Here is a 24,483-nt window from a genome sequence, read left to right as displayed (position 1 = left end):
GCCGCGGGAAAGGTACTCAAGTACGCGCTGCGCGACGCCTGATGGGCGCCGCCGGTGTGATGTCCGTCATGTGAGACGTGACGCGCATCTCTTCACCGTCACTTGGCCGTCCGTGACCGCTAACCTCCGGCAGAGAGCGCAATGTAAACAGGTGTTAAGGCTGAACTGAAGCCGAACAGGAATCATGGGGTGCGTCGTGGCAAGGAAGCTCGCCGTCATCGGGGCCGGACTCATGGGGTCCGGAATCGCGCAGGTCTCGGCGCAGGCGGGCTGGGACGTCGTCCTGCGGGATGTCACCGACGCGGCGCTGGCCCGGGGCATCGACGGGATCAGGGCCTCGTACGGCAAGTTCGTCGCCAAGGGCAAGCTCGAAGAGGCCGACGCCGACGCGGCGCTCGCCCGGATCACCACGACCACCGACCTGGAGGCCGCGGCCGACGCCGACATCGTCGTCGAGGCCGTCTTCGAGAAGCTCGACGTCAAGCACGAGATCTTCCGCACGCTCGACAAGCTCGTACGGGACGACACCGTCCTCGCCTCCAACACCTCGGCGATCCCGATCACGAAGATCGCGGCCGTGACCGAGCGCCCGGAACGTGTCGTCGGTACACACTTCTTCTCGCCGGTGCCGATGATGCGGCTGTGCGAGCTGGTGCGCGGCTACAAGACGAGCGACGAAACCCTCGCCACCGCACGGGAGTTCGCCGAATCGGTGGGCAAGACCTGTGTCGTCGTCAACCGCGATGTGGCGGGCTTCGTGACCACGCGGCTGATCTCCGCCCTCGTCGTCGAGGCCGCCAAGCTCTACGAGTCGGGCGTCGCCTCCGCCGAGGACATCGACACCGCCTGCAAGCTGGGGTTCGGCCACGCCATGGGCCCGCTCGCCACCGCCGATCTGACGGGTGTCGACATCCTGCTCCACGCGGCCGACAACATCTACACCGAGTCGCAGGACGAGAAGTTCGCACCGCCGGAGCTGATGCGCCGGATGGTGGACGCGGGTGACATCGGCCGTAAGAGCGGGCAGGGGTTCTACAAGCACTGAGCCGCCCCACCGGTACCCGCACCTCACCCCACAGGGTGAATTCGATATCGGTTCGCTTACAGACGGCAACTTCTTGGGTCGCGCGGCAGTCAGTTGTTGGAAGACAGAACAGACTACGGAGCACGGAAAGCACTCTCGGGGAGCGCATATGCACATCAGGGGCGACCACGCCGAGCTGGTCGTCGGGGGCCGCCTCGACGTACGCAGCGCGGCGGACGCCCGTACGGTCCTGCACTCGGCGGTCGACGACGGCGTCGGCGATCTGGTGCTCGACCTGACCGCACTGGACTCCTGGGACGCCACCGGACTCGGCGTCATCATGGGAGCCCACCGACGCGCGGGGCGGTGCGGCCGTAGGCTTGTGCTGCGCGGTGTCCCGCCGCAGATGCAGCGACTGCTGGTGGCGACCCGACTGCACCGCATTCTCGCCATCGAGGGTGGAATCGCCGCAGAGTCACTTCCTCGGGTCTGACCGGCCCACATCGCACAATTCTCATGAGACCGTGATGTCTTGGACGGCGTGGTACCCCGGCTGTAGGCGGATACCCTGCGGAGGTCTAGGGTTCGGCCGTCTGCCGATTGACTGACCCATAGACGCAGACACCGGCACCAGAAGCGACAGATGGGTGTGTGAGGCCGGGGGGCATCGCACACCAGGATCTGGGGAGCTTTTCACCATGGACCCGATAGACCGGGGACCGGAAGAGTACGGCCACGACGAACGCGCGGGTGAGGGCGCGGACTCGGCACGTCCGCCGCGCGCCGAGACCGTGCCCGCGGCCACGCCCGCCACGCCTTCCCAGGTCACCCCCGCGCATGTCACCCCGGCCCTGGCGCACCTCAAGGGCGCCGGGCCGGTCACCACCCCGCCGCCCGTCCGCACGGTCCAGCTGATCTCCGGCGAGTACCTGCTCACCGTCAACCCCGTCGACGGCAGCGAGATCGAACTCTGCCCGCCCGGCAGACAGCCCGACGCCCCCGCGCGGCGCACCGCCGCCGAACGCGCCGATCTCCAGCGCGCGGGCCGGCCCTCCGTACCGCCGGGACCCGCCGCGCCACCCCTTCCGCTGCTGGAGCGTGGCGCGGAACGCGAGCGGCTGGCCGGGCTGCTGGGGCGCGGCCGGTCCGTACGCCTCACCGGCGCCCCGGGCTCCGGACGTACCGCGCTGCTCGAAGCCGTCGCCGCGGACTGCGCGGATCTCGCGCCCGACGGGGTCGTACGCCTCTCCGGCCATCGCCGCACCACCACCGAGCTGCTGTACGAGCTGTTCGCGGCCGTCCACCACTGCGCGCTCCACCGCCCCGACCGCGTGGAACTGCTCGAACTGGTCCATGAGATCGGCGCGATCGTCGTCCTGGACGATCTGGAGCTCGGCGGGGAGGCGCTGGACGAACTCCTCGCCGCGACCCCCGAATGCGCCTATCTGCTGGCCGCGACGCCCGACACCGACCCGCCCTCCGCGGACGCGGGACTGGAGGAGGTCGCCCTCGGCGGTCTCGGCCGCGGCTCCTCGCTCGAACTGCTGGAGCGCGTCGTCGAACGGGCCCTCACCGACGAGGAGGCGAACTGGGCGGGTGACCTCTGGTTCGAGTCCGAGGGCCTGCCGGTGCGCTTCGTCCAGGCGGGCGCGCTGCTGCGGCAGCGCGACCAACTGCGCGGCAACTCCGAGGCCTCCGACGAGTTCGAGCCCTTCGCACGGCCCTTCGAGCGGACATCCGACGACGCGTCACCACGTGTCGCCGCCAGTTCCGACGGCTACGACATCCCGCTGCCCACCCTCGGCGAGGGCGCCGCGCCCGCCGTGCTGCTCGCCTCCCGGCTGAGCGAGGCCGCCCGCGCCACGCTGCGCTTCGCGGTCGCGCTCGGCGGTGAGGTCCCGCACCAGGCGCATCTGCCGGCGCTGGTGGGCGACACCCACGCGGACGCCGCGCTCGGCGAACTGATGAGCTGCGGCCTCCTCACCCCGGTCGGCGCGCGCTACCGGCTCGCGCCCGGCGTCGCCACGCAGTTGGAGGCGAAGGGGTACGCGGACGACGCCGTGGCCCACGCGCACACCGCAGCCCAGCACTACGCCTGGTGGGCGGGGCACCCCTCGGTCACCCCCGAGCGTGCCGCCGCGGAGGCGGACGCGATCCTCGCGGCGATGGGCCCGCTGGTCCCGGGGCAGGAATCGGGACACCCGAGCGCGGCCGTCCTGCTGGCCCGCAGCGCCGCGCCCGCCTTTCTGGCCGGGCTCCACTGGGGCGCCTGGGAGCGCGTGCTGAGATCCGGCTCCGAGGCCGCCAGGATCGCCGGGGAGGTCGCGGAAGAGGCGTACTTCCACCACGAGTTGGGCATCCTCGCGCTCTGCCTGGGGAACCTGGAGCGGGCCCGCGCGGAGCTGGAGGCGTCGATCGGCATGCGCGGGGCCGTCGCCGACAAGGTCGGTACGGTCGCGGGACGCAGGGCGCTGGCGCTGGTCACGGACCGCGAGACCGAACGGCCCGGCACGTCCGCGCCGCTCGTGCTGCCCGCGTTGCCGACGGGCGCGGAGGGGCCGCCGGCGTTGGGTCCGGGAGCCGGGTTCGCCGCCGATGCGGCCCCGGCCCCGGGCGAGAGCGAGACGCTGGTCACCCGGCGCGAGTCCCCGGTGCCAGGGCCCGGACCCGGCACCGCTCCGCTGCCCGCGCCCCACCGTCGCCGCGGCCTTGTCTTCGGCGCCCGCCGCAACCTGGTCGCGGCGGGAGCGGGCGCGGTGCTCGCGGCCGTTCTGGGCACGGTGGTGACCCTGGGCGCGACCTCGGGCAGTGACAACACCCCGTCGGACAACGTCCGTACGGGACAGTCCCCGGACGCCGACAACGGCGGTGGCGACCTGCCGGCCGACGAGCCCGTCGACGACGTGCCCCCGAACCCGGACGTCCAACTGCCCGCGCCCAGCACCTCCGGCAGCGCCGCTCCGACGGACAGCGCGAGCCCTTCCGGCCCGGCGTCCCCCTCGGGCACCCCGTCGGACAGCGCCTCGTCCCCCGACGACGAGCCGTCGGAGCCGAACTCCCCGTCCAAGCCGCCGTCGAAGCCGTCGACCTCGCCGAGCAAGCCGCCGAGCAGTTCGTCGAGCCCGCCGCCGACACCGTCGACATCGCCGAGCGACGACGATCCGACGGAGGATCCCACGGACAGCCCGCCACCGCCGTCGTCCCCTCAGACCACGGTGAGCGGTCCGAATCCGGCGGTGTCAGAACCCTCGCCGGATCCGACGGTCGTGTAGGCCGGGGCCCGGACGGACTCGCTACAAGGTGAGTACTACGGGGTGAGTACGACCTTTCCGGCGACCGTGCCGGACTCCGCCAGCCGCACGGCGTCGGCGACGCGGGCGAGCGGCAGTTGGGCGGCGATCTGGGCGGTGACCTCACCGCGCAGGAAGGCGGCGAAGACCTCGGTCAGGTCGGCGCGCAGCCGGGCCCGGAACCGCTCCTTGGCCAGGGCGCGTCCGGCCCAGACGTTGAAGAAGTAGGCCCGGCGGCGGTTGGGCAGCGCGTTCCACACCCACACCCGGCCGAGCAGCTTGAACACGGGCCACTGCTTGGACCCTTCGTCGTCCCGGGTGGAGGCGCTGCCGTACGAGACGAGCGTCCCGCCGGGGGCGAGGAGGCTCCAGGAGTCGACGATGCCCCGGCCGCCGACATGGTCGAAGACGGCGTCCACCCCACCGGGGGCCAGCGCGCGGACCCGCGCGGTGACGTCCTCGGTGCGGTAGTCGACGGGGGTGACGCCCCGTTCCCGCAGGGCGTCGTGGTGACGGTCGGACGCCGTGCCGATCACCTTCACCCCGGCGGCGTGGGCGAGTTGGACCAGGACCGAGCCGACGCCGCCGTTGGCGCCGTGCACCACGATGGTCTGCCCGGCGCGGACGCGTGCCGTGCGGTGCAGCATCTGCCACGCGGTGATGCCGTTGACCACCAGGGTCTCCGCCTCGGCCGCGCCGATCCCGGCGGGCACCTCGACGGTGTCCGCCGCGTCGACGAGCACATGGCTGGCCCAGCCACCGACCTTGAGCAGCGCGGCCACCCGGGTGCCGGCCAGACCTGGCTCGACCCCCTCCCCGGTCGCCACCACCGTGCCGACCAGGTCGTAGCCGGGCACGAACGGGAACGCCGGCTGGTCGTAGTACCTGCCGCGGCGCATCTGCTGCTCGGCGAAGGAGACCCCGGTCGCCTCCATCCGGATCACGACCTGTCCGGGTCCCGCGGTGGGGATGGTGCCGCGCCGTATCCGCAGCCCTTCCGGCTCCACCTTGCCGGGCAGGATGACTTCGACCAAGCCTTCGGGGTTCTCGACCAGTCCTTCGGGGTTCATGACGACCTCCACCGCGCACTCCGTTGGGTTACTCACTCTCGCGTTCGTTATAAGTTATAACCACACGGAAGGGGAGTGTCAATAGATTCCGCGATAGCTTCTAACTAGAACGTGAAGGTGTGATCGTGCGGGTGTGGAGACGGGCACGCGGGTGCGGACAGGAGAAAGGGCCCGGGCGCGGCATCTGCCGAGCGCTCGGGCCCCTCGTCACGAGACGGCGGTCAACTCCCCGTCAGAACAACCGCAACTTGTCGTCCTCGATACCCCTCAGCCCGTCGTAGTCCAGCACCACGCATCCAATGCCCCGGTCCGTCGCCAGGACCCTCGCCTGAGGCTTGATCTCCTGCGCGGCGAACACCCCCCGCACCGGCGCCAGATGCGGATCGCGGTTCAGCAGCTCCAGGTAGCGCGTCAGCTGTTCCACGCCATCGATCTCACCGCGCCGCTTGATCTCCACCGCGACCGTCACGCCGTCCGCGTCCCGGCACAGGATGTCCACCGGGCCGATCGCCGTCGGGTACTCGCGGCGGATCAGTGTGTAGCCCTCGCCCAGCGTCTCGATCCGGTCGGCCAGCAGCTCCTGAAGGTGTGCTTCTACGCCGTCTTTGATGAGGCCGGGATCGACGCCCAACTCGTGCGAGGAGTCATGGAGAACCTCCTCCATGGTGATGATCAATTTCTCGCCCGCCTTGTTCACGACGGTCCACACGCCGGCGTCCGCGTCGGAGCCCTCCTTCAGTGTGCAGGGCGGTGACATCCAGTTGAGCGGTTTGTACGCCCGGTCATCGGCATGGATCGACACACTCCCGTCGGCCTTGACCAGGATGAGACGGGGAGCGGTGGGCAGGTGGGCGGTGAGCCGGCCCGCGTAGTCCACGGAGCAGCGGGCAATGACGAGACGCATGGTCGGCAACGCTACTCGACTGCCGCCGCCGCGCGCGATTCGCCCCGGAAGCCCCGTTCGTTGTTGGCCGGTTGTGTTCCCATTCTGCTGGTGTGGTCCGGACAGCGCGCCTAACGTGGATGCAGGAGGTCGCCGGTCGTGCACGCTGCGTCGTCGTCGCCTCCTTCCCTGCCCGTAAGACCCCGCCTCCCGGGGTCGCGAGAGGAGAACCCATGTCGCTCGACGTCTCACCGGCGCTGTTGGATCAGGCCGAGCGAGGCGAGGTCGATGAAGCGGCTTTCGTCGACTGCGTCCGGACCTCCCTGCCCTACGCATGGGAGATGATCAGTTCTCTGGTGGCACAGCTGAAGGTGGACGGTGGACAGTTCGCCGACAACCAGACGCCCCCGCCGGACGAGCAAGCACGTGGTCAGCTGTTGCGCGCGCTCGCGAGTGATGCCATTCGCGGTGCGCTACAGCGTCACTTCGGGGTGCGTCTCGCATTCCAGAACTGCCACCGTGTCGCGGTGTTCCCGTTGGACTCCACGGTCGACGAGCGGCTGGCCCTCTTCACCTCGGTGCGGGCCCAGTTGCTCAATCAGTCACCGGAACTCCGGGACTGCTGACGCCTCTTGCTGCCGCTCCGCATCGCGCCCCGGTTGCACGGTGTCGGAGCGGCAGCGTCCCTCAGGCGAGTTGGGGCAGTACGTCCGCGCCCAGCCGCCGTACGTTCTCCTCCGTTGTCGCCAGATCGCCCGAGCCTTCCACGAGCAGGGCGAAGCGGGTGATGCCGGTGCGCTCCGCGGTGGCCGCGAGACGGTCCGCGGCCAGCCGGGGCGGGCCCACCGGGTGGAGAGCGCAGAGCAGTTCGGTGTACTCCACGGGGTCCCGCATGGCCCGGACTCTTCCGTCGACCGTGACATGGGCGCCCAGGCCCTGGCGCAGCCAGCCCGGCATCGCCTTGACGAGCGTCTCGGTCGCCTCCGCGCGGCCGTCGCCGATCTGCGCCACCCCGGCCGACACATGCGCGGCGCCGTCGACCTCGTCGGCCGTACGGCCCGCCGCGCGCGCGTGCGTACGCCACAGGGCGACCATCTCCGCCTTCTCCTCGTCGCCGCAGTGCATGCCGAGCAGCATCGGCAGACCGTGCTCGGCGGCCAGTCTGACGCTCTTGGGCGAGGTGCAGGCCATGACCGTCTCGGGGCCCGTGCTCGGCTCGATCAGCTCGTCGGGGCGCGGTACGACGGGGACCTCGCGGAAGCGGAATCGTTCCCCCGATGCCCCCACCCGCGGCTCGCGCAGCCAGCGCAGCAGCAGGGCGAGGGATTCCGGGAAGTCCTCCTCGTAGGCGCTCAGGCCCGTGCCGAAGACCTCCAGATCGACCCAGGGGCCGCCGCGTCCCACACCGAGCGTGAACCGGCCGCCGGAGACGAGATGCAGCAGCGCCGCCTGCTCGCCGAGTGCCACCGGATGTACGTTCGGCAACACGCTGACCGCCGTTCCCACCCGGATGTGTTGGGTTCGGCCGAGCAGCACTCCGGCCAGGGTCACGGCCGAAGGACAGACGCCGTACGGCACGAAATGGTGCTCGGCGAGCCAGACCGAGTCGAGCCCGGACTCCTCCGCCAACTCCGTGGTGCGCACCGCCCGGTGCAGCGCCTCCCCCTGTCCCTGGCCCGGGAACTGGCCGGCCAGTACAAAAGCTCCCACACGCATCGCCTTCTGCCTCCTTGCGGCCGACGCGACTCCCCCTGCTGGCAACAACGTCTGACACGTGCCAAGGGCACGGCCCACATGGGAAATTCTTGCGATTGTCCGGTCAGTGCCTCTCCCGCCCCGGGCGGAGCGGATCCGCGAGGGGCGTGTACCCCGTGACGCGGGCCGTAGGCTGGAGGGAACCGTGCTGTCTGCCCCGTGAGGTGTCCTGTGTCCCCGCGCCGCAACCGCCCCCGAGGCGGCGAGAACCCGACCGAGCGAGCAGGCGAGGCGGGGGACCGGTACGGCGGCTTCCAGCGGTCCGAGTCCTGGCAGGGCGAGGGCTGGTCCGTGCGCCATGTCGCCGGGGCCAGCGCCGAGGGCAAGCGCTACCGCTGCCCCGGCTGCGACCAGGAGATCCCCGGCGCGGTGCCGCATGTGGTGGCGTGGCCGGAGTACGGCGGTGTCGATGACCGGCGGCACTGGCACCAGGCGTGCTGGAACGCGAAGGACCGCCGCACCACGCGGGTGCAGCGGTCCCGTAACGCACCGAAGTACTGAGCGACGCCGCGACGCGGGACCGCTCAGACGTCCCGCTTGTCCAGCACGAAGTACGCCGCGGCCAACGCGATCGCCGTCACGCCCAGCAGGAGCCACAGCGGCTCCCAGCCCGAAGGCCCGGAGACGCGGATGCCCTCGCTGTAGAACGCCGCCATCTGGTTGGGGATCGAGTAGTCGAACAGGCTCTCACGCAGCGCCGTGAGCGAGTCCGAGAACATGAACATCGCCAGCACGAGCGGCAACAGCACCACGCCGATCATGACGGTGATCGCTCCGGCGGAGTGCCGGATCAGCGTCCCGACCGCCAGCGAGAGCAGCCCGAGCGTCGCCAGATAGAGGCTGACCCCGGCCGTCGCCAGCAGCCAGCCCCGGGCGTTGGGCGACTCCGCGCCCACGATCGAGACCTGGAGCGCCGCGACGGTCATCGTGACCACCATCGAGATCACGAAGACCAGCAGGAAGAAGACCAGCGACTTGGCCGCGAGCACCCGGCCACGGCTCGGGCACGCGGCGAGGGTCGTACGGATCATGCCCGTGCCGTACTCCGACGCGATCGTCAGCACGCCCAGCGTGATCACGCACATCGAGCCGAGCAGCACACCGAAGAAGCCGAGGGAGAGGGCGTCCTGGCCGCTGGGGGTCTCCGGGTCGCTCGAAACGGTGGAGACCAGCAGGGCCGCGAGCAGTCCGATGCCCAGCATCAGCACGACCATGACGCCGAGGGTCCACATCGTGGACCGTACGGAACGGAGCTTGGTCCACTCGGAGGCCAGGGCGTCGCCGAGATGTGCCCGGCGGACCGGGATCGGCGAGGTGTAACCGGCCGGGGGGCCGCCGCCCTGCCACTGCGCGGTCCCCTGCGGTGTCCGGGGCCCTGGAGACTGCTGGTGCGGGGTCGTCATCAGGCGTCCTCGTTGCTGTCGCGCTTCGTCATGTCTGCGGCGGATGCCGCCGCGGGAGCGGCCGACGGTGCGGACGCGGGTGCGGGTGCGGACGGGGGTGCCGACGCCGGCGCCGAGGCCGGGGGAGCGCCCGCGTACGGGTTGGCCCCGGGCGGCGGCGGGGGGTACCAGCCCTGCTGCGGCACCTCCGGGACGACGGGCGCCTCGGAGGCCCCCGGCGGCCCGTAGCCGGGCTGATAGGGCGGCTCGAAGCCCTCCAGCGCGTCGGCCGTCGAACGGTAGTCCACGACGCTCTGGGTCATGCGCATATACGCCTCCTCCAGCGACGCCTGGTGCGGCGAGAGCTCCCAGAGCCGTACCTCCGCCTCGTGCGCCAGATCGCTGATCCGCGACAGTGGCAGGCCCGTGATCCGCAGGGCCCCGTCCGGCTCGGACAGCACCTGGCCGCCCGCCTCGGCGAGCGCCGTGGCCAGCTTCTCGCGCCGCTGCGGATCGGTCTCCGGCGTACGCACCCGGGCGAAGTCCGCGGAGTTGGCCGAGATGAAGTCCTTGATCGTCATATCGGCCAGCAGCTGACCGCGGCCGATCACGATCAGATGGTCGGCGGTCACCGCCATCTCGCTCATCAGATGGGACGAGACGAAGACGGTACGGCCCTCGGACGCCAGCTGTTTCATCAGATTCCGGACCCAGAGAATGCCCTCGGGGTCGAGCCCGTTCACCGGCTCGTCGAACAGCAGCACCTGCGGATCGCCGAGGAGCGCCGCCGCGATACCGAGCCGCTGGCCCATACCGAGCGAGAAGCCCTTGGAACGTTTCTTGGCCACGCCCTGGAGACCGACGACCCCGAGGACCTCGTCGACCCGGGCGGCCGGGATCCCGGAGAGCTGGGCCAGCGACAGCAGGTGATTGCGCGCGCTGCGCCCGCCGTGCACGGCCTTGGCGTCCAGCAGCGCGCCCACCTGGCGCGGTGCGTTCGGGAGCTGCCGGAAGGGATGCCCGCCGATCCGTACCTGGCCTGCGGTCGGCCGGTCCAGCCCGAGGATCATCCGCATCGTCGTCGACTTGCCGGAACCATTGGGGCCCAGGAACCCGGTGACGTGTCCCGGCCGTACCTGGAAGGAAAGGTTGTACACGGCCGTCTTGGCGCCGTAGCGCTTCGTCAGGCCGACTGCCTCGATCATTCTCCAGCCCCATCGACAGGTCAGGTCGTCGGGGCAGTGGCCGTTCCTGACCTGAAGCCCCCGTAAGAGTTACGAGGATATCCGTGCCTTGACGGTTCCGGCCAAGTCGTTACGACGGGGCGTCGCCGGGTGATTTCCTCGTACGGGATGCCGCGGAGCGCCGCGACGAGCGGAGTCTCCCCGGCACGAGCCTACGCGTCCCGCTTCTTCAGGACCGCGTATCCGCCCGCCAGCGCCGCCACCACCCACAGGGCCATGATCCCGAGACCGGCCCAGGGCCCGTAGGGGGCGGGACTGGCGCTCAGCGCGTTCGGGACGACCTGGGTGATCTGGCGGCCGGCCTGGTCGGGGAAGTACCGGGCGACCTCCTTGGCGCCGGGAACGGCCGCCAGGATCTGCGAGACCAGGAAGAAGAACGGCATCAGGATGCCGAGCGACAGGATGGAGCTGCGCAGCATCGCCGCCACCCCCATCGAGAAGAGCGCGATCAGCGTCATGTACAGCCCGCTGCCGATCACCGCGCGCAGCACGTTCGGCTCGCCGATGGTCGTACCGTGCTCGCCGAGCAGCGCCTGGCCCACGAAGAACGCGAGGAATCCGGTCAGTATCCCGACCACCAGCGCCAGCGCCCCGGCCACCAGGATCTTGCAGAAGAGAAACGTGCCGCGCCGCGGCACGGCGGCCAGCGAGGTGCGGATCATGCCCGAGGAGTACTCGGAGCCGACCACCAGCACCCCGAAGACCACCATCGCCAGCTGACCGAGGACCATCCCGGAGAAGCTGGTGTACGTCGGGTCGAAGGTCGACCGCTCCGCCACGGAGAGATCCCCGAACTGCGAGTTCAGCACCGCGGACAGCGCGGCGCCCAGCGCCACGGTCACCACCAGGGCGCTGATCAGCGTCCAGGTCGTCGAGGAGACCGTACGGATCTTGGTCCACTCGGACCGCAGGACCGCCGTTACCGATGCCATGTCAGACCTCCTCGCCGCGCAGGTCGCCGCCCCGTTCGGCGCGCGGGTCCGCGCCCCGGTCCGCGCCCTGCTCCGCGCCCCGCGCCGCGCCCAACTCCGTGCTCCGGTCCGCGCCCCAACGGGGGCCCGCGGGCGCCGGCCCGCCACCGGGGCCCGCGTGGGCGTGATACTCCACCGACTCCGCCGTCATCCGCATGAACGCCTCTTCGAGCGAGGCGCGCTGGGAACTCAGCTCATGCAGCACGATCCCGTGCCGCGCGGCCAGTTCCCCCAATTCCTCGGTGGACGCGCCGTCGATCTCCAGCACGCCCTCCTCGGCCTCGACCACCGTGAACCCCGCGTCGCGCAGGGCGTCTTCGAGCCGCCCGCGCTCCGGTGAACGCAGCCGTGTGTAACTGCGGGAGTTCTCCCGGATGAAGTCGGCCATCGAGGTGTTCGCCAGCAGCCGGCCCTGACCGATCACGATCAAATGGTCGGCGGTCAGCGCCATTTCACTCATCAGATGGCTCGAAACGAAGACGGTGCGTCCCTCGCGGGCCAGAGCCTTCATCAGATTGCGTACCCAGTGGATGCCTTCGGGGTCCAGACCATTCACCGGTTCGTCGAAGATCAGGACCTCGGGATCACCCAGGAGCGCGGAAGCGATCCCGAGCCGCTGCCCCATTCCGAGGGAGAAACCTTTCGGCTTCTTCTTCGCGACGGCGCTCAGTCCGACCATGTCCAGCACCTCGTCCACCCGGCTCGCCGGGATGCGATTGCTCTGCGCCAGACAGAGAAGATTGTGGTACGCGGTGCGCCCGCCATGCATCGCCTTGGCCTCCAGCAGCGCCCCGATGTGCTTGAGCGGCTCGGTCAGCTCGCGGTAGTGCCGGCCGTCGATCCGTACCGAACCACTGGTCGGATTGTCGAGATCGAGCATCATCCGCATCGTGGTCGACTTGCCCGCGCCGTTGGGGCCGAGAAAACCCGTCACCACCCCCGGTCGCACCTGGAAGGAGAGCTGATCGACCGCCACCTTGCGGCCGAAGCGTTTGGTGAGCCCGTGGACCTCGATCATGCGGACCAACCTAGGGCGGCACAAAGCCCCCCGCCACCGGAGTGACGGAGGGCTTGGCGCGATCGTTATCCGACGCGGCCGTTATCCGACGCGATCGTCATCCGGTCGGAGAAGCGCCACCGACCGGACGGTCGCCCTGGATCAGCGGGACTGCTGGGCCGGGACGCCGCGCGAGATCGGCTCGTCGTCGGCCGGGGAGCCGGCGGCGGCCACCGCGGCACCGGTCAGCGTGGCCAGCATCTCGCGGACGTTGGTCAGCTGGGCGTTGATCGAGTCGCGGCGGTTGGTGAGCGCCGCCAGCTCGCGCTCCGACTCGCTGCGGATCCGGTCGGCCTTGGCGTTCGCGTCCGCCACGATGTCCTCGGACTGACGCTGGGCCGTCTCGACGGTCTGACGGGCCCGGCGCTCCGCGTCCGTGCGCAGCTTCTCGGCCTCCAGACGCAGCTGCTCGGCGCGGTGCTCGATCTCGGCCAGACGCTTCTCGGCCTTCGCCTGACGCGACGCCAGGTCGCGCTCGGACTGCTCACGCCGCTTGGCGAGGTTCGTCTCGAAGTCCGCGGCGGCCTGGGCGGCCTTGGCGCGAGTCTCCTCGAAGAGCGCGTCGGCCTCCTCGCGCTTGGACTGCGCGTCCTTCTGCGCCTCCGAGCGCAGCGTGGCGGCGTCCCCCTTCGCCTTCTCGACGATACGGACGCCCTCGTCCTCGGCCTTGGCCTTGCGCTCGGAGGCGAACGACTCGGCGTCGTTGCGCACCTGCTGCGCCGCCGACTCGGCCAGCTCGCGGTGCTGCTCGGCGGCGCGGCGGGCCTCCTCGCGCAGGTCCTTCGCCTCCTCCTCGGCGAGGCGGAGGATCTTCTCGACGCGGGCACCGAGCCCGGCGTACGACGGCTCCGCGTCGTTGACCTGGGCCTGGGCGTTCTGCGTTTCGAGGTGGAGCTCCTCGATGCGCTTTTCCAGAGAGGTGATGCGGGCCAGGGCACTGTCACGGTCGGCGACGAGTTTGGTAATGCGGTCGTCCACCTGACCGCGGTCGTAACCACGCCGCACGAGCTCGAAGCCGAATGGGGAGGAAGTGTCGCTCATGGGGTTCCTGTCGAATGAGACCGGTGAGGTGATAGAGGGAATCCTAGGGGCCAAAGCGGCGTGTCATCGAGCTGATGCGGGTTTGATATGGAGAATGTCCAGCCTTTTGAGTGGCTAGCCGTCGGAAGACTTGCCACTCGAACGGGTGGTCCCCGCCGCCGCACCCGCCTTGACGGGGTTGTCCTTCGCGGGCACGGCAGGTGCCTCGAATGACTCCAGCGCTTCGAGTACGTCCTGAACACGGGAGATCTCGGCCTGGATGTCCTCTCGTCTGCGGACCAGCACATCAAGTTCGCGCTTGCCTTCGTCGACTGTCTGTTTGGCCTGTTGAGCCGCGTCCGCGCGCAGCTTCTCGGCTTCCCTGACGAGTTCGCCCTTCTTCAGCTCGGCCTCCTTGAGCAGCCCCTCGGCCTTCTTCACGGCGGCGATACGGACCTTGCTCGCCTCCGAATTGGCCTCGGCCACCAGCTCCTTGGCCTTCGCCTCGGCCTCGGCGCGCTGCTCATTGGCCGCCTTCATCAGGTTGTCGACACGCTCTCCCGCCGTTCTCAGCTGCTCGGACGTCTCGCGCCTGGCCCGCTCGTGCAGTTGCTCGATCTCGCCCTCGACGCGGACACGAAGCTCCTCGGCCCGGTCCCGGACGGCTGTCGCGTCCCGGCGCGCTCCGACGAGCAGTTCGTCCGCGTCCGTGCGGGCCCTCTCCACCAGGGAGTTGCCCTCGACGGTGGCCTCCGCGGTGATGCGGTCCGCCTCCTTGCGGGCGGCGCCCACCATCGTATCGGCCTGCGTCTCGGCCTCGGTGGCGGCCCGAAGCGCCTCTTCCTGAGCCTTGTTGATGAGCTGGTCGGCCTGTTCGGCGGCGTCCGCGCGGCGCTTGGCCGCGTCCTTGCGCGCCTCGTCCAGGAGCCAGTCCGTCTCCTCCTGGGCCTCGGTCCTGAGCCGTTCCGCGGCGGCCTCGGTGTCCCGCTTGAACTGCTCGGCCTCGACCCGCAACCGCTCGGCGGCCTGCTGCGCGGCGCCCACCGTCTCTGCGGCCTCCGCGCGCATCCGCTCGGCCTCGCCGGTGGCCTCGCCGATGAGCCGGTCGGCCTGGCCCGCCGCGTCGCCACGCATCCGGTTGGCGTCCTCACGGGCCTCGGCGCGGGTGCGGGACGCGTCCTGCTCCGCCGACGCGAGCGAGTTCGACGCCTCGGTCCGTACCCGCTGCGCGTACTCGGCGGTGTCGGCGCGCAGCCGCTCCGCCTCGGCGATCGCCTCGCCGACAGTGCGCTCCGCGAGCACCTGCGCGGCGTCCGACTCCTCCTGTGCGCGGGTCCGGACCCGGGTGGCGTCCTCACTGGCGCGCTCCCGCTCCGCGTACGCGTCCGCGCGTACCCGGTCGGCCTCCTCCTGCGCCTCGGTCCTCGTCCGCTCGGCCGCGTGCTCGGCGGCGGCCCGCAGCCCGGTGATCTCCTGCTCGGCCTGGTCCTGGAGACCGGCGACGGAGTCCCGTACCTGCTGGGCGGTCTGCTCGGCGGCGGCCACCAGCTCCGTGGCGCGGTAGTCCGCCTCCGAGACCAGCCGCTGCGCCTCGGTCTGGGCCTCCTCGACCCGGTTACGGGCCGAGGCGAGCAGCTCCTCGCTCTGCTCGCGGGCCCGCTCGCGCTCCTGGTCCGCCTCGCCGCGGGCGGCCGTCAGCGTCTCCTCGGCCTCGCGGCGGCGGCGGGTCGCCTCCTCCTGCGCGGCGTCCAGCGCCTCGGCGGCCTCGGTGCCCACCCGCTCCGCCGCGGCGGCGGCCTCGGCCCTGATCCGGTCGGCGCTCTCCTGCGCCTCGGTCTTGAGCCGCTCCGCCTCCGTGGCGGCCTCGGACCGCAGCCGTACGGCCGCGTTCTCCGCCTCGGCACGGGACTGCGAGGCGTCGGCGGCGGCCTCGTCACGCAGCCGCTCCGCCTCCTGCTCCGCCTGTGCCTGGAGCGCCCGGATCCGCTCGGCGGCCTCGGCGCGCAGCCGGTCGTTGTCCTCGGCGGCCTCCCGCCGGATCCGCTCGCTCTCCGCGCGGGCGTCGGTGAGCGCTTCCTCGGCGGAGGACAGCCGCTGCTCGGCCTCCGTGTGCAGCCGTGTCAGCTCGCCGGCGGCCTCGTCCTTACGGGACTGGACGCCGCGCTCGGTCTCCTCGCGCAGCTCGGCGGCGGCCTGCTCGGCGGCGGCCTTGGTGGCCTCGGCCTGCTCCTCGCCCTCGGCGCGCAGCCGCTCGGCCTCGGCGCGGGTGCGTTCCAGGGTCTCCTCGGCCTGCCGGCGCAGCGTCGTGGCGCGCTCGATGGCCTCGGTGCGTACCCGCTCGCTCTCCGTGGTGGCACCGGAGCGCAGCTCGTCGGCGTCCGCCTTGGCCTTCGTCAGCAGTTCCTCGGCGGACCTGGCCGCCTCCTCGATCTGCTGGACGGCCTCGCGGCGCGCCTCGCCGCGGATCCGCTCGCCCTCCGCGACCGCGTCGGCGCGCAGCTGCTCGGCCTCGCCGCGCAGCCTGCGGGCCTCCTCCTGGAGCTCGACCGTCTTGGCGCGGTACTCCTTGGTGTCGTCCTTGGCCGCGCCCTTGAGCTGGTCGGCCTGTTCCGCCGCCTCGCCGCGCAGCCGGTCCGCCTCGGCCTCGGCCTCGCGGCGGATCCGCTCGGCCTCCTCGCCCGCGGACTTGGTGGTGGCCTTCGCGTCGTCGGACGCCTTGGTCAGCACCTCCTCGGCGGTACGGGCCGCCTTGGCCAGCTGGGCGGCGGTGTCCTCGGCGGCGACCGTACGGGCCTTCTCCGCGGCCTCCGCGACCAGCTTCTCGGCCTGCGCGCGGGCGTCGGCGAGCGCCTGCTCGGCCTCGGCCTTGGTGGCGTCGGCCTCCTTGGTGGCCTCACCGACCAGCCGGGCGATCTCCGATTTGGCGGTACGGGTGCGCTGCTCGTTCTGCGACTCGGCGGCGGCCACCCGCTTGACCGCGGTCTCCTTGGCCTCCGCGGCGATCTTCTCGGCCTCCGCGCGGGCCTCCCGCAGCCGCTCCTGTGCCTCCTGCATCCGCTGCTCGGCCGCGCGGCCCAGCTCGGCGGCCTGCTGGCGGGCCTGGTCGGCCTCGGCGGTGGTGGACGTACGCAGCTGTTCGGCGTGGCTGGTGGCCTCCTGCGCCTGCGAGGAGGCGGCGTTCAGCAGCCGTTCGGCGTCCCTGCGGGCCCGCAGCAGGATCGCTTCCGCTTCGGAGCGGGTCGCCTCGGACTCCGCGCCCAGCCGCCGCCGCGCCTCCTCGGTGACCCGGGCGGCCTCCGCGCGGGAGGCGGCCAGGGACTGCTCGGCCTCGGCGCGGGACTCGTCGAGCAGCCGGCGGGCCTGGGATTCGGTACGGGCCCGCAGCTGCTCGGCCCAGGCGACGTTCTCGTTGACATGCGACTCGACGGTCTGCCGGCGCTCGGCCAGCTCCTGGTCGAGCCGCTGCCTGCGCTGGACGGCCTCGGCGTGCAGCTCGGCCTGGAGCCTGGCCTGGTGCTCGGCGTGCTCCTGGAGGATGCGCTGCGTCTGGGCGCGCGCGTCCCGCAGCTCGCGCTCGGCGTCCGCGCGCATCTGCTCCGCCTGCATCTGGGCGTTGCGCAGGTGCTGTTCGGCCTGATAGCCGAGGTCTCCGCTGTCGTACGACGAGGGACGGGTCGCCAGCGCACGGCGTGCCTCGTGGAGCTTGGCGCGCAAGACCTCGACCTGGTAACCGAGGTCCTCGGCGTGCTGGACGGCCTTCTCCCGCGCGGTTTTCAGCCGGTCCATCTCGGCTTCGAACCGCGAGAGGTGGTCGTCGTCAGCTCGGTGGCTCTCCTGGCGTTCGTAGCCCCGCACTGCGCGGTCCCATCCGTCCCCTGGTCGCAACTGCCCAATCGAGCACCGTTCGCGGCGAACGGCCCCCCGGGGAATGGTGACAGATCTACGGCAGGGGCGCGGCCCCGGCCCGGCCCCGGCCCGGAGCGCCCCACTCTACCGGGCCGGGAATCCTTAAGGTCAGTGCTCCGGGCGGGAGGTGACCAGTTCCGTGAGTACGCCGTGGCAGTCCTTGGGGTGGAGGAACGTGATGCGGGAGCCCATCGAGCCGGTGCGCGGCTCGTCGTACAGAACGCGTACGCCCTTGTCACGGACCGACTGGGCGTCACCGTCGACATCCGCCGTACCGAACGCGATGTGGTGAACACCCTCGCCGTTCTTCGCCAGCCATTTCCCGACGGGCGAATCCTCCCGGACGGGTTCGAGGAGCTGGAGGTACGAAGCCCCGCCGTCGGACGTCTCGTTGATCTTGAGCATGGCCTCCCGTACGCCCTGCTCCTCGTTGACCTCGGTGTGGAAGACCTCGAAGCCGTAGGTCGCCCGGTAGAACTCGACGGTCTTGTCGAGGTCGAAGCAGGCGATTCCGATGTGGTCGATTCGCGTCAGCATGGGGACAGTGCAGCGGTACCGGGGTGATTACGCAACGTGCGCGCGATCACACGCGCTGCCTGGTGACCCACGGGAGAGCCGCTCAGTACATTGAAAGTGCACCTCTCTTTGGGGGGACTCCCTCCAAACCCCCCATCTCGTTCACTCCTCAGCTGTACGCAAAGGGGATCGCGTCTCATGTCGGATACGAACACCACCACGTCTGTGATCGTCGCGGGCGCCCGCACCCCCATGGGGCGGCTCCTGGGCTCGCTGAAGTCCTTCTCCGGCGCGGAGCTGGGCGGCTTCGCGATCAAGGCGGCGCTGGACCGGGCCGGGATCAGCGGCGACCAGGTGCAGTACGTGATCATGGGCCAGGTGCTCCAGGCCGGGGCAGGGCAGATCCCGGCACGTCAGGCCGCGGTCAAGGGCGGCATCCCGCTGAGCGTCCCCGCGCTCACCGTCAACAAGGTCTGTCTCTCCGGACTCGACGCGATCGCGCTGGCGGACCAGCTGATCCGCGCCGGCGAGTTCGAGGTGGTGGTCGCGGGCGGCCAGGAGTCGATGACCAACGCGCCGCACCTGCTGCCCAAGTCCCGTGAGGGCTACAAGTACGGCGCCGTGGAGATGCTCGACTCCATGGCGTACGACGGACTGACGGACTCTTTCGAGGACATCGCCATGGGCGCCTCGACGGAGAAGCACAACACCCGGCTGGGCATCACGCGCGGCCCTCAGGACGAGTTCGGCGCGCTCTCCCACCAGCGGGCCGCGGCGGCCCAGAAGAACGGTGTCTTCGAGGCCGAGATCACGCCCGTCGAGATCCCGCAGCGCAAGGGCGACCCGGTGCTCTTCTCGCACGACGAGGGCATCCGGGCCGAGACGACCGTGGAGTCCCTGGCCAAGCTGCGGCCCGCGTTCGACAAGGACGGCACGATCACGGCCGGCACGTCCTCGCAGATCTCCGACGGTGCGGCGGCGGTCGTGGTGATGAGCAAGGCCAAGGCCCAGGAGCTGGGTCTTGAGTGGATCGCGGAGATCGGCGCGCACGGCAATGTGGCGGGCCCGGACAACTCGCTCCAGTCCCAGCCGTCGAACGCGATCCAGCACGCCCTGAAGAAGGAGGGCATCGGCGTCGAGGACCTGGACCTCATCGAGATCAACGAGGCGTTCGCGGCCGTCGCGGTGCAGTCAATGAAGGACCTCGGGGTTTCCCCGGAAAGGGTGAATGTGAACGGCGGCGCGATCGCGCTCGGGCATCCGATCGGCATGTCCGGCGCCCGGCTCGTCCTCCATCTCGCGCTGGAGCTGGGGCGGCGCGGCGGCGGGACCGGCGTGGCGGCGCTGTGCGGCGGCGGCGGCCAGGGGGACGCGCTCATCCTGCGCGTGGCCAAGTAGGGACCGAGCGGGAGCGCGTCGCGAGTACGGGTACGGATCGAAGGAACGGAGCTGTGATGCGGGACGTCCCTGAGCTGGTGGCTCAGGCGCGGGAGGGCCGGCCGCGGGCCGTGGCCCGGCTGATCTCACTGGTCGAGGGGGCGTCCCCGCAGCTGCGCGAGGTGATGGCCGCGCTGGCGCCGCTCGCGGGCAACGCGTATGTCGTCGGGGTGACCGGATCGCCCGGTGTCGGCAAGTCGACCTCGACCTCCGCGCTCGTCACCGCGTACCGCAAGGCGGGCAAGCGGGTCGCGGTGCTGGCCGTCGACCCCTCGTCCCCCTTCTCCGGCGGAGCGCTGCTCGGCGACCGCGTGCGGATGTCCGAGCACGCCTCCGACCCCGGCGTCTACATCCGCTCCATGGCCACCCGCGGCCATCTCGGCGGGCTCGCCTGGGCCGCCCCGCAGGCGATCCGGGTGCTGGACGCGGCGGGCTGCGACGTGATCCTGGTGGAGACCGTCGGGGTCGGCCAGTCCGAGGTGGAGATCGCCTCCCAGGCCGACACCTCCGTGGTGCTGCTCGCGCCCGGCATGGGCGACGGTATCCAGGCGGCCAAGGCCGGGATCCTGGAGATCGGCGATGTGTACGTGGTCAACAAGGCGGACCGCGACGGCGCCGACGCGACCGCCCGTGAGCTCAACCACATGCTGGGCCTCGGCGAGGCCCGGGGGCCCGGCGACTGGCGGCCGCCCATCGTCAAGACCGTCGCCGCGCGGGGCGAGGGCATCGACGAGGTGGTGGAGGCCCTGGAGAAGCACCGCGCCTGGCTGGAGGAGCACGGCGCCCTCACCCGGCGCCGCGCCCGCCGCGCCGCCCACGAGGTGGAGACCATCGCCGTCACCACGCTGCGCCGGCGCATCGGCGATCTGCACGGCGACCGGCGGCTGGGCGCGCTGGCGGACCGGATCGTGGCGGGGGAACTGGACCCGTACACGGCGGCGGACGAATTGGTGGCGGGGCTGACGGACGGCGCCTGACGGGGGTGGTCCGCGGGGCCGTGGCGCCGCGCGCCACGAACCGCCCGGCCGAGTGGGCCGGGCGGAGTGCCGGTGACAGCGCCGGTGACGCCTCCGAGCCGGCTCAGTCGTCGTAACCGTCGTCGTCCCGGTCGTCGTGGTCGTCATGACCGTCGTCGTCCCGGCCGTCGTCGTCCCGACTGTCGTCGTCGCCACGGCTGTTGTCGTCCCAGCGGTCGTCGTCGCTGTCCACGGTGACCTTGCCGGTCTTGGCGTGGACGTTCAGCTCGTGCGTACGGCCGTCCTCGCCCCGTACATCGACCTCCCAGCGGCCGTTGTGGTCGTCGTCGATCTCGGCGGAGGTCACCGCCCCGGATACGGTGGCGAGGGCGGCGGCCGTCGCGCGCTGGACGTCCACCGAGGCGGCGCGCAGCGCGGCGCGTTCGTCGCCGTGGTCGTCGTCGCCGTCATCGTCGCGGTCCACCCGCACCGTGCCGTTGGCCGCGTCGACCCGCAGCTCGTGCCAGCGGTTGTCCTTGCCGAACAGGTCGATCTCCCAGTGGCGGTCCCCGTCGTCGTCGCGCTCGACGGAGGCCACGGCGCCGGGGTACTTCTTCAGGGCCACGGCGGCGGCCTCGCTCGCGGTGAGGCCCGTACCGCTGACGGTGGCCGACTGCCGCTTCCCCGGCGTGCGGTCGCCCTCCCCCGCGTCCTTCCCTGTGCCGTTCCCCGCGTCCTTCCCGTTGACCGTCCCGTCGTCCTGGGAGTCGTCCAGGATGTCGTTCCCGGAGTCGTCCGACACCGTCCCCAGCTTCGCGACCGGCGTGGGCAGCGTCGCCGTACCCGTGCCCCGGCTGTCGTCGTCTCCCATGGCGACCGCCGTGTAGGTGCCGCCGCCGATCAGTGCCGCCATGGTGATGGCCGCGATGGCGAGATTGCGCTTCATGAGGGGTCCTCCCCGAGTCGGTCCGTGCAGTCCGTGTGGAACGACTTCAATGTGGCGGAGCGAAGCTGAAGCCAGCCTGAAGCCACCTGAAGTGATCTTCAGGTTCGGTTTGGGAAGCTGGGGCCATGCGTTTGCTGATCGTGGAGGACGAGAAACGGCTCGCGGTGTCGCTCGCCAAGGGGCTGAGGGCCGAGGGCTTCGCCGTCGATGTCGTCCACGACGGCCTCGAAGGGCTGCACCGGGCGGGCGAGGGCGTGTACGACCTGGTCGTGCTCGACATCATGCTGCCCGGCATGAACGGCTACCGCGTCTGCGCCGCACTGCGCGCGGCCGGTCATGACGTACCGATCCTGATGCTCACCGCGAAGGACGGCGAGTACGACGAGGCGGAGGGGCTGGACACCGGCGCCGACGACTATCTGACCAAGCCGTTCTCGTACGTGGTACTCGTCGCCCGGGTCAAGGCCCTGCTGCGCCGCCGCGGTTCGTCCGGCGCCTCGCCGGTGCTCAGGATCGGTGGCCTCAGCGTCGACACCGCCGCCCGCCGCGTCGTGCGGGACGGGACCGAGGTGGCGCTCACCGCGAAGGAGTTCGCCGTGCTGGAGCAACTGGCGGTCCGGGCCGGGGAAGTGATCGGCAAACCGGAGATCCTTGAGCACGTCTGGGACTTCGCCTATGACGGCGACCCCAACATCATCGAGGTCTACATCAGCGCCCTGCGGCGCAAGCTCGGTGCCGCGACCATCCAGACGGTGCGCGGCGCCGGCTACCGGCTGGTCGCGTCATGAGCGTGGGCGGACGCCGGTTCGCGTCCTCCGTACGGGCCAGGGCCTCGCTCGGCGCGACGGCCGTCGTGGCGGTCGCGCTGGTGGCCGCCGGGATCGCGGTCGTTCTCTCGCTCCGCTCGAACCTCACCGACCAGGCCGACCGCAGCGCGGATCGGGCGGCCCGCGAAGTCGCCCTGGACATCGCCTCCCTGGTGACCGACCGGGCCTCGTACGCCGGGCTCGATCTGCCGGACAACGCGGAACACCCCGTACAGGTGACCGACGAGGGCGGGGGGCTGCTCGCGGCGACCAAGGACCTCCAGCGGATCAGTGGTACGGCGGTGTCCGCGGTGACTCCCGTGAAGATCCCCGCCCCGGGGACGACCGCCGCACCCGGTGACGACGACGGCGCCGACGACGACAGCGGCACGGACGACCACGGGGGTGACGACGACGGTGACGACGACGGCGGCGGTGACGACGACCCCGCGGTCGGCGAGATAGGCGACCGCTCCTCCTTCACCACCGGCAGCGCGACCGTCGACGGCGAGAGCGGTGATTACCGCTTCGCCGCCGTCGAGGTGACCGACCGCGCGGGCGAGACGGTCGTCGTCCACGCGGGCGCCTCGCTCGCGGACCGGCAGGCCGCGGTCAACACGACCACCGTCTCCATGCTGCTGGGGCTCCCCGTCCTGCTGCTGGTCGTCGGGGGAGTGACGTGGCTGATGACCCGGCGGGCGTTTCGGCCCGTGGAGGGCATCCGGCGCGAGATGGCGGCCATCACCGCCTCGACGGATCTCTCCCGGCGGGTGCCGGAGCCCGCCTCGGACGATGAGGTGGCCAGGCTGGCCCGTACGACCAACGAGACGCTCACCGCGCTGGAGGCCGCCGTGGAGCGGCAGCGCCGCTTTGTCGCGGACGCCTCGCACGAACTGCGCAGCCCCATCGCCTCGCTCCGTACCCAGCTGGAAGTGGGAGACGCGCACCCGGAGTTGCTGGATGTGCCGGGCGCGGTCGCGGACACCGTACGGCTCCAGCAACTCGCCGCGGATCTGCTGCTGCTGGCCCGGCTGGACGCGGGGGAGCGGCCGGGCCGGGCGCGGTTCGACCTGGGCGCGCTGGTCCGCGAGGAGGTCTCGCAGCGGACCAGGGACCGTGTCCCGGTCACGCTCGATGTCCGGTCGGGGCTCGAAGTGGCAGGATCGCGGGGGCAGTTGGCCCGGGTGCTGGGGAATCTGCTCGACAACGCCCAGCGGCACACCCGCGCGTCGGTCACCGCGTCCGTGTACCGGTCGGGTGATCAGGTGGTGCTCGCGGTGGCCGACGACGGCTCCGGGGTACCTCAGGCGGAGCGTGAGCGGATCTTCGAGCGGTTCGTACGGCTCGACGACGCGCGCGGTCGGGACGACGGCGGCGCCGGACTCGGGCTGGCCATCGCACGCGATGTGGCCGTGCGCCACGACGGCACGCTCACGGTCGGCGGGGCTCGGGCGGGCGGCGCCCTGTTCGAGCTGCGCCTGCCCCGGGCGGACAGCCCGAGCGCCGACCGTGACGAAAGCACCGACACCACCGACGCCACCGACACGGCCGCGGCCGCCTGAGCCGAGGGCGGCCAGTGCCGGGGCGGCCGAGCGCCGCGGCGGCCCGAGCGACGCGGCGGCCGAGCCCTTGCCCCGGGCCCGGCGGCCGCCCCGTATCAGCTCCTGCCGCGCCGTCCGCGCAGCTGCTCGGCCACCGGCGTCAGCGACGCCCGCAGCTCCGCCAGCGCCTCGGGCGTGAGCAGATCGATGAAGTGCTTGCGTACGGACGCGACATGGTGCGGCGCGACCTTCCGCATGGTCTCCATCCCCTGGTCCGTCAGGACCGCGTAGAGCCCGCGCCGGTCGGACTCGCAGTTCTCCCGGCGGACCAGCCCCGCGGTCTCCATCCTCGTGATCTGGTGGGAGAGCCGGCTCTTGGACTGGAGCGTGGTGGCCGCGAGGTCACTCATCCGCATGCGCCGTTCCGCCGACTCCGAGAGGTTCACCAGGATCTCGTAGTCGTTCATGGTCAGGCCGAACGGCTGAAGGTCCTTCTCCAGCTGGTGCGTCAGCAGTTTGTTGACATCCAGATGGGTGCGCCAGGCGCACTGCTCCGCGTCGGTCAGCCAGCGGGTGGCGGTCTCGGTCTCCATGTATGGATTCTACCTAAGAAGTTGAAATCTGTACGAAGCTTGAGAGTGTGACCCCGCGCACCCGATCACCGGCCACGGGCGCAGGC

At 71.3% G+C, this 24,483-nt stretch carries 21 protein-coding genes; 9 read left to right on the top strand and 12 right to left on the bottom strand.

Going from position 1 to position 24,483, the window contains the following annotated elements:
• Window positions 1–196: 196 nt before the first annotated feature.
• The 3 genes from ABTZ59_RS18250 (at window position 197) to ABTZ59_RS18240 (ending at window position 4,296) form a co-directional block, all read left to right on the top strand.
• A complete protein-coding gene (locus ABTZ59_RS18250; protein WP_351399672.1) occupies window positions 197–1,045 on the top strand; it encodes a 3-hydroxyacyl-CoA dehydrogenase family protein in 849 nt (282 codons plus the stop codon).
• A 148-nt stretch (window positions 1,046–1,193) separates the two neighbouring features.
• On the top strand, window positions 1,194–1,517 hold the full coding sequence (locus ABTZ59_RS18245; protein WP_030351976.1) for an STAS domain-containing protein: 324 nt from the start codon (window positions 1,194–1,196) through the stop codon (window positions 1,515–1,517).
• Window positions 1,518–1,722: 205 nt separating this feature from the next.
• Window positions 1,723–4,296: an ATP-binding protein gene (locus ABTZ59_RS18240; RefSeq protein ID WP_351399641.1), complete on the top strand. Its 2,574-nt coding sequence runs from the start codon at window positions 1,723–1,725 to the stop codon at window positions 4,294–4,296.
• A 35-nt stretch (window positions 4,297–4,331) separates the two neighbouring features.
• On the opposite strand, the gene ABTZ59_RS18235 is transcribed toward ABTZ59_RS18240, so the two are convergent.
• On the bottom strand, window positions 4,332–5,384 hold the full coding sequence (locus ABTZ59_RS18235) for a medium chain dehydrogenase/reductase family protein (RefSeq protein WP_351399617.1): 1,053 nt from the start codon (window positions 5,382–5,384) through the stop codon (window positions 4,332–4,334).
• Between the two features lie 232 nt (window positions 5,385–5,616).
• Window positions 5,617–6,288, bottom strand: a complete 672-nt coding sequence (nucS, locus tag ABTZ59_RS18230) for an endonuclease NucS (protein ID WP_351399608.1) — start codon at window positions 6,286–6,288, stop codon at window positions 5,617–5,619.
• Window positions 6,289–6,500: 212 nt separating this feature from the next.
• On the opposite strand from nucS, the gene ABTZ59_RS18225 reads away from it, so the two are divergent.
• On the top strand, window positions 6,501–6,893 hold the full coding sequence (locus ABTZ59_RS18225; RefSeq protein WP_249953477.1) for an SCO5389 family protein: 393 nt from the start codon (window positions 6,501–6,503) through the stop codon (window positions 6,891–6,893).
• A gap of 61 nt (window positions 6,894–6,954) precedes the next feature.
• On the opposite strand, the gene ABTZ59_RS18220 is transcribed toward ABTZ59_RS18225, so the two are convergent.
• Window positions 6,955–7,983: an LLM class flavin-dependent oxidoreductase gene (locus tag ABTZ59_RS18220; RefSeq protein WP_351399547.1), complete on the bottom strand. Its 1,029-nt coding sequence runs from the start codon at window positions 7,981–7,983 to the stop codon at window positions 6,955–6,957.
• A 210-nt stretch (window positions 7,984–8,193) separates the two neighbouring features.
• Between ABTZ59_RS18220 and ABTZ59_RS18215 the strand changes: the two genes are divergently transcribed.
• Window positions 8,194–8,523 carry an Rv1322 family protein gene (locus ABTZ59_RS18215; RefSeq protein WP_249953475.1) on the top strand — a complete coding sequence of 110 codons (330 nt, stop codon included), beginning with the start codon at window positions 8,194–8,196 and terminating at the stop codon, window positions 8,521–8,523.
• Window positions 8,524–8,546: 23 nt separating this feature from the next.
• On the opposite strand, the gene ABTZ59_RS18210 is transcribed toward ABTZ59_RS18215, so the two are convergent.
• The 7 genes from ABTZ59_RS18210 to mce all read right to left on the bottom strand — a co-directional run bounded on the left by ABTZ59_RS18210 (window position 8,547) and on the right by mce (window position 18,139).
• Window positions 8,547–9,425 (bottom strand): ABC transporter permease subunit, encoded by an 879-nt coding sequence (locus tag ABTZ59_RS18210; protein ID WP_351399520.1) that lies wholly within the window; start codon window positions 9,423–9,425, stop codon window positions 8,547–8,549.
• Window positions 9,425–10,609 carry an ABC transporter ATP-binding protein gene (locus ABTZ59_RS18205; protein WP_351399510.1) on the bottom strand — a complete coding sequence of 395 codons (1,185 nt, stop codon included), beginning with the start codon at window positions 10,607–10,609 and terminating at the stop codon, window positions 9,425–9,427. The genes ABTZ59_RS18210 and ABTZ59_RS18205 overlap by 1 nt, the downstream gene beginning before the upstream one ends.
• A gap of 191 nt (window positions 10,610–10,800) precedes the next feature.
• Entirely contained in the window at window positions 10,801–11,580 is a 780-nt protein-coding gene (locus ABTZ59_RS18200) for an ABC transporter permease (protein ID WP_351399495.1), read from the bottom strand.
• Between the two features lies 1 nt (window position 11,581).
• Window positions 11,582–12,637 (bottom strand): ABC transporter ATP-binding protein, encoded by a 1,056-nt coding sequence (locus ABTZ59_RS18195; RefSeq protein WP_351399482.1) that lies wholly within the window; start codon window positions 12,635–12,637, stop codon window positions 11,582–11,584.
• Window positions 12,638–12,778: 141 nt separating this feature from the next.
• Window positions 12,779–13,717 carry a coiled-coil domain-containing protein gene (locus ABTZ59_RS18190; protein WP_351399461.1) on the bottom strand — a complete coding sequence of 313 codons (939 nt, stop codon included), beginning with the start codon at window positions 13,715–13,717 and terminating at the stop codon, window positions 12,779–12,781.
• A 114-nt stretch (window positions 13,718–13,831) separates the two neighbouring features.
• The gene (scy, locus tag ABTZ59_RS18185) at window positions 13,832–17,551 is read right to left on the bottom strand and encodes a polarized growth protein Scy (RefSeq protein WP_351399446.1); all 3,720 of its coding nucleotides are present in this window, start codon (window positions 17,549–17,551) and stop codon (window positions 13,832–13,834) included.
• A gap of 159 nt (window positions 17,552–17,710) precedes the next feature.
• The gene (mce, locus tag ABTZ59_RS18180) at window positions 17,711–18,139 is read right to left on the bottom strand and encodes a methylmalonyl-CoA epimerase (protein WP_249953469.1); all 429 of its coding nucleotides are present in this window, start codon (window positions 18,137–18,139) and stop codon (window positions 17,711–17,713) included.
• A gap of 177 nt (window positions 18,140–18,316) precedes the next feature.
• Here mce and ABTZ59_RS18175 point away from each other — a divergent pair, with 177 nt between their 5' ends.
• Both ABTZ59_RS18175 and meaB read left to right on the top strand, forming a co-directional pair.
• On the top strand, window positions 18,317–19,516 hold the full coding sequence (locus tag ABTZ59_RS18175) for an acetyl-CoA C-acetyltransferase (RefSeq protein WP_351399411.1): 1,200 nt from the start codon (window positions 18,317–18,319) through the stop codon (window positions 19,514–19,516).
• A 56-nt stretch (window positions 19,517–19,572) separates the two neighbouring features.
• Window positions 19,573–20,532: a methylmalonyl Co-A mutase-associated GTPase MeaB gene (gene meaB, locus ABTZ59_RS18170; RefSeq protein WP_351399389.1), complete on the top strand. Its 960-nt coding sequence runs from the start codon at window positions 19,573–19,575 to the stop codon at window positions 20,530–20,532.
• A gap of 103 nt (window positions 20,533–20,635) precedes the next feature.
• On the opposite strand, the gene ABTZ59_RS18165 is transcribed toward meaB, so the two are convergent.
• A complete protein-coding gene (locus tag ABTZ59_RS18165) occupies window positions 20,636–21,457 on the bottom strand; it encodes a PepSY domain-containing protein (protein WP_351399375.1) in 822 nt (273 codons plus the stop codon).
• Window positions 21,458–21,582: 125 nt separating this feature from the next.
• Here ABTZ59_RS18165 and ABTZ59_RS18160 point away from each other — a divergent pair, with 125 nt between their 5' ends.
• Together ABTZ59_RS18160 and ABTZ59_RS18155 are read left to right on the top strand one after the other, a co-directional pair.
• Window positions 21,583–22,245, top strand: a complete 663-nt coding sequence (locus tag ABTZ59_RS18160) for a response regulator transcription factor (RefSeq protein WP_351399370.1) — start codon at window positions 21,583–21,585, stop codon at window positions 22,243–22,245.
• A complete protein-coding gene (locus ABTZ59_RS18155; protein ID WP_351399363.1) occupies window positions 22,242–23,825 on the top strand; it encodes an ATP-binding protein in 1,584 nt (527 codons plus the stop codon). The genes ABTZ59_RS18160 and ABTZ59_RS18155 overlap by 4 nt, the downstream gene beginning before the upstream one ends.
• 95 nt (window positions 23,826–23,920) lie before the next feature.
• Here the strand turns inward: ABTZ59_RS18155 and ABTZ59_RS18150 are convergent, their stop codons facing one another.
• Complete coding sequence (locus tag ABTZ59_RS18150; protein ID WP_351399353.1) at window positions 23,921–24,397, bottom strand: MarR family winged helix-turn-helix transcriptional regulator; 477 nt, start codon at window positions 24,395–24,397, stop codon at window positions 23,921–23,923.
• Window positions 24,398–24,483 lie beyond the last annotated feature (86 nt).

The organism is Streptomyces sp. NPDC094034 (assembly GCF_040303865.1).
Classification (GTDB): Bacteria; Actinomycetota; Actinomycetes; order Streptomycetales; family Streptomycetaceae; genus Streptomyces.
The sequence above is the reverse complement of the archived record's forward strand: the minus strand, read 5'-3'. Positions and strand labels throughout refer to the sequence as shown.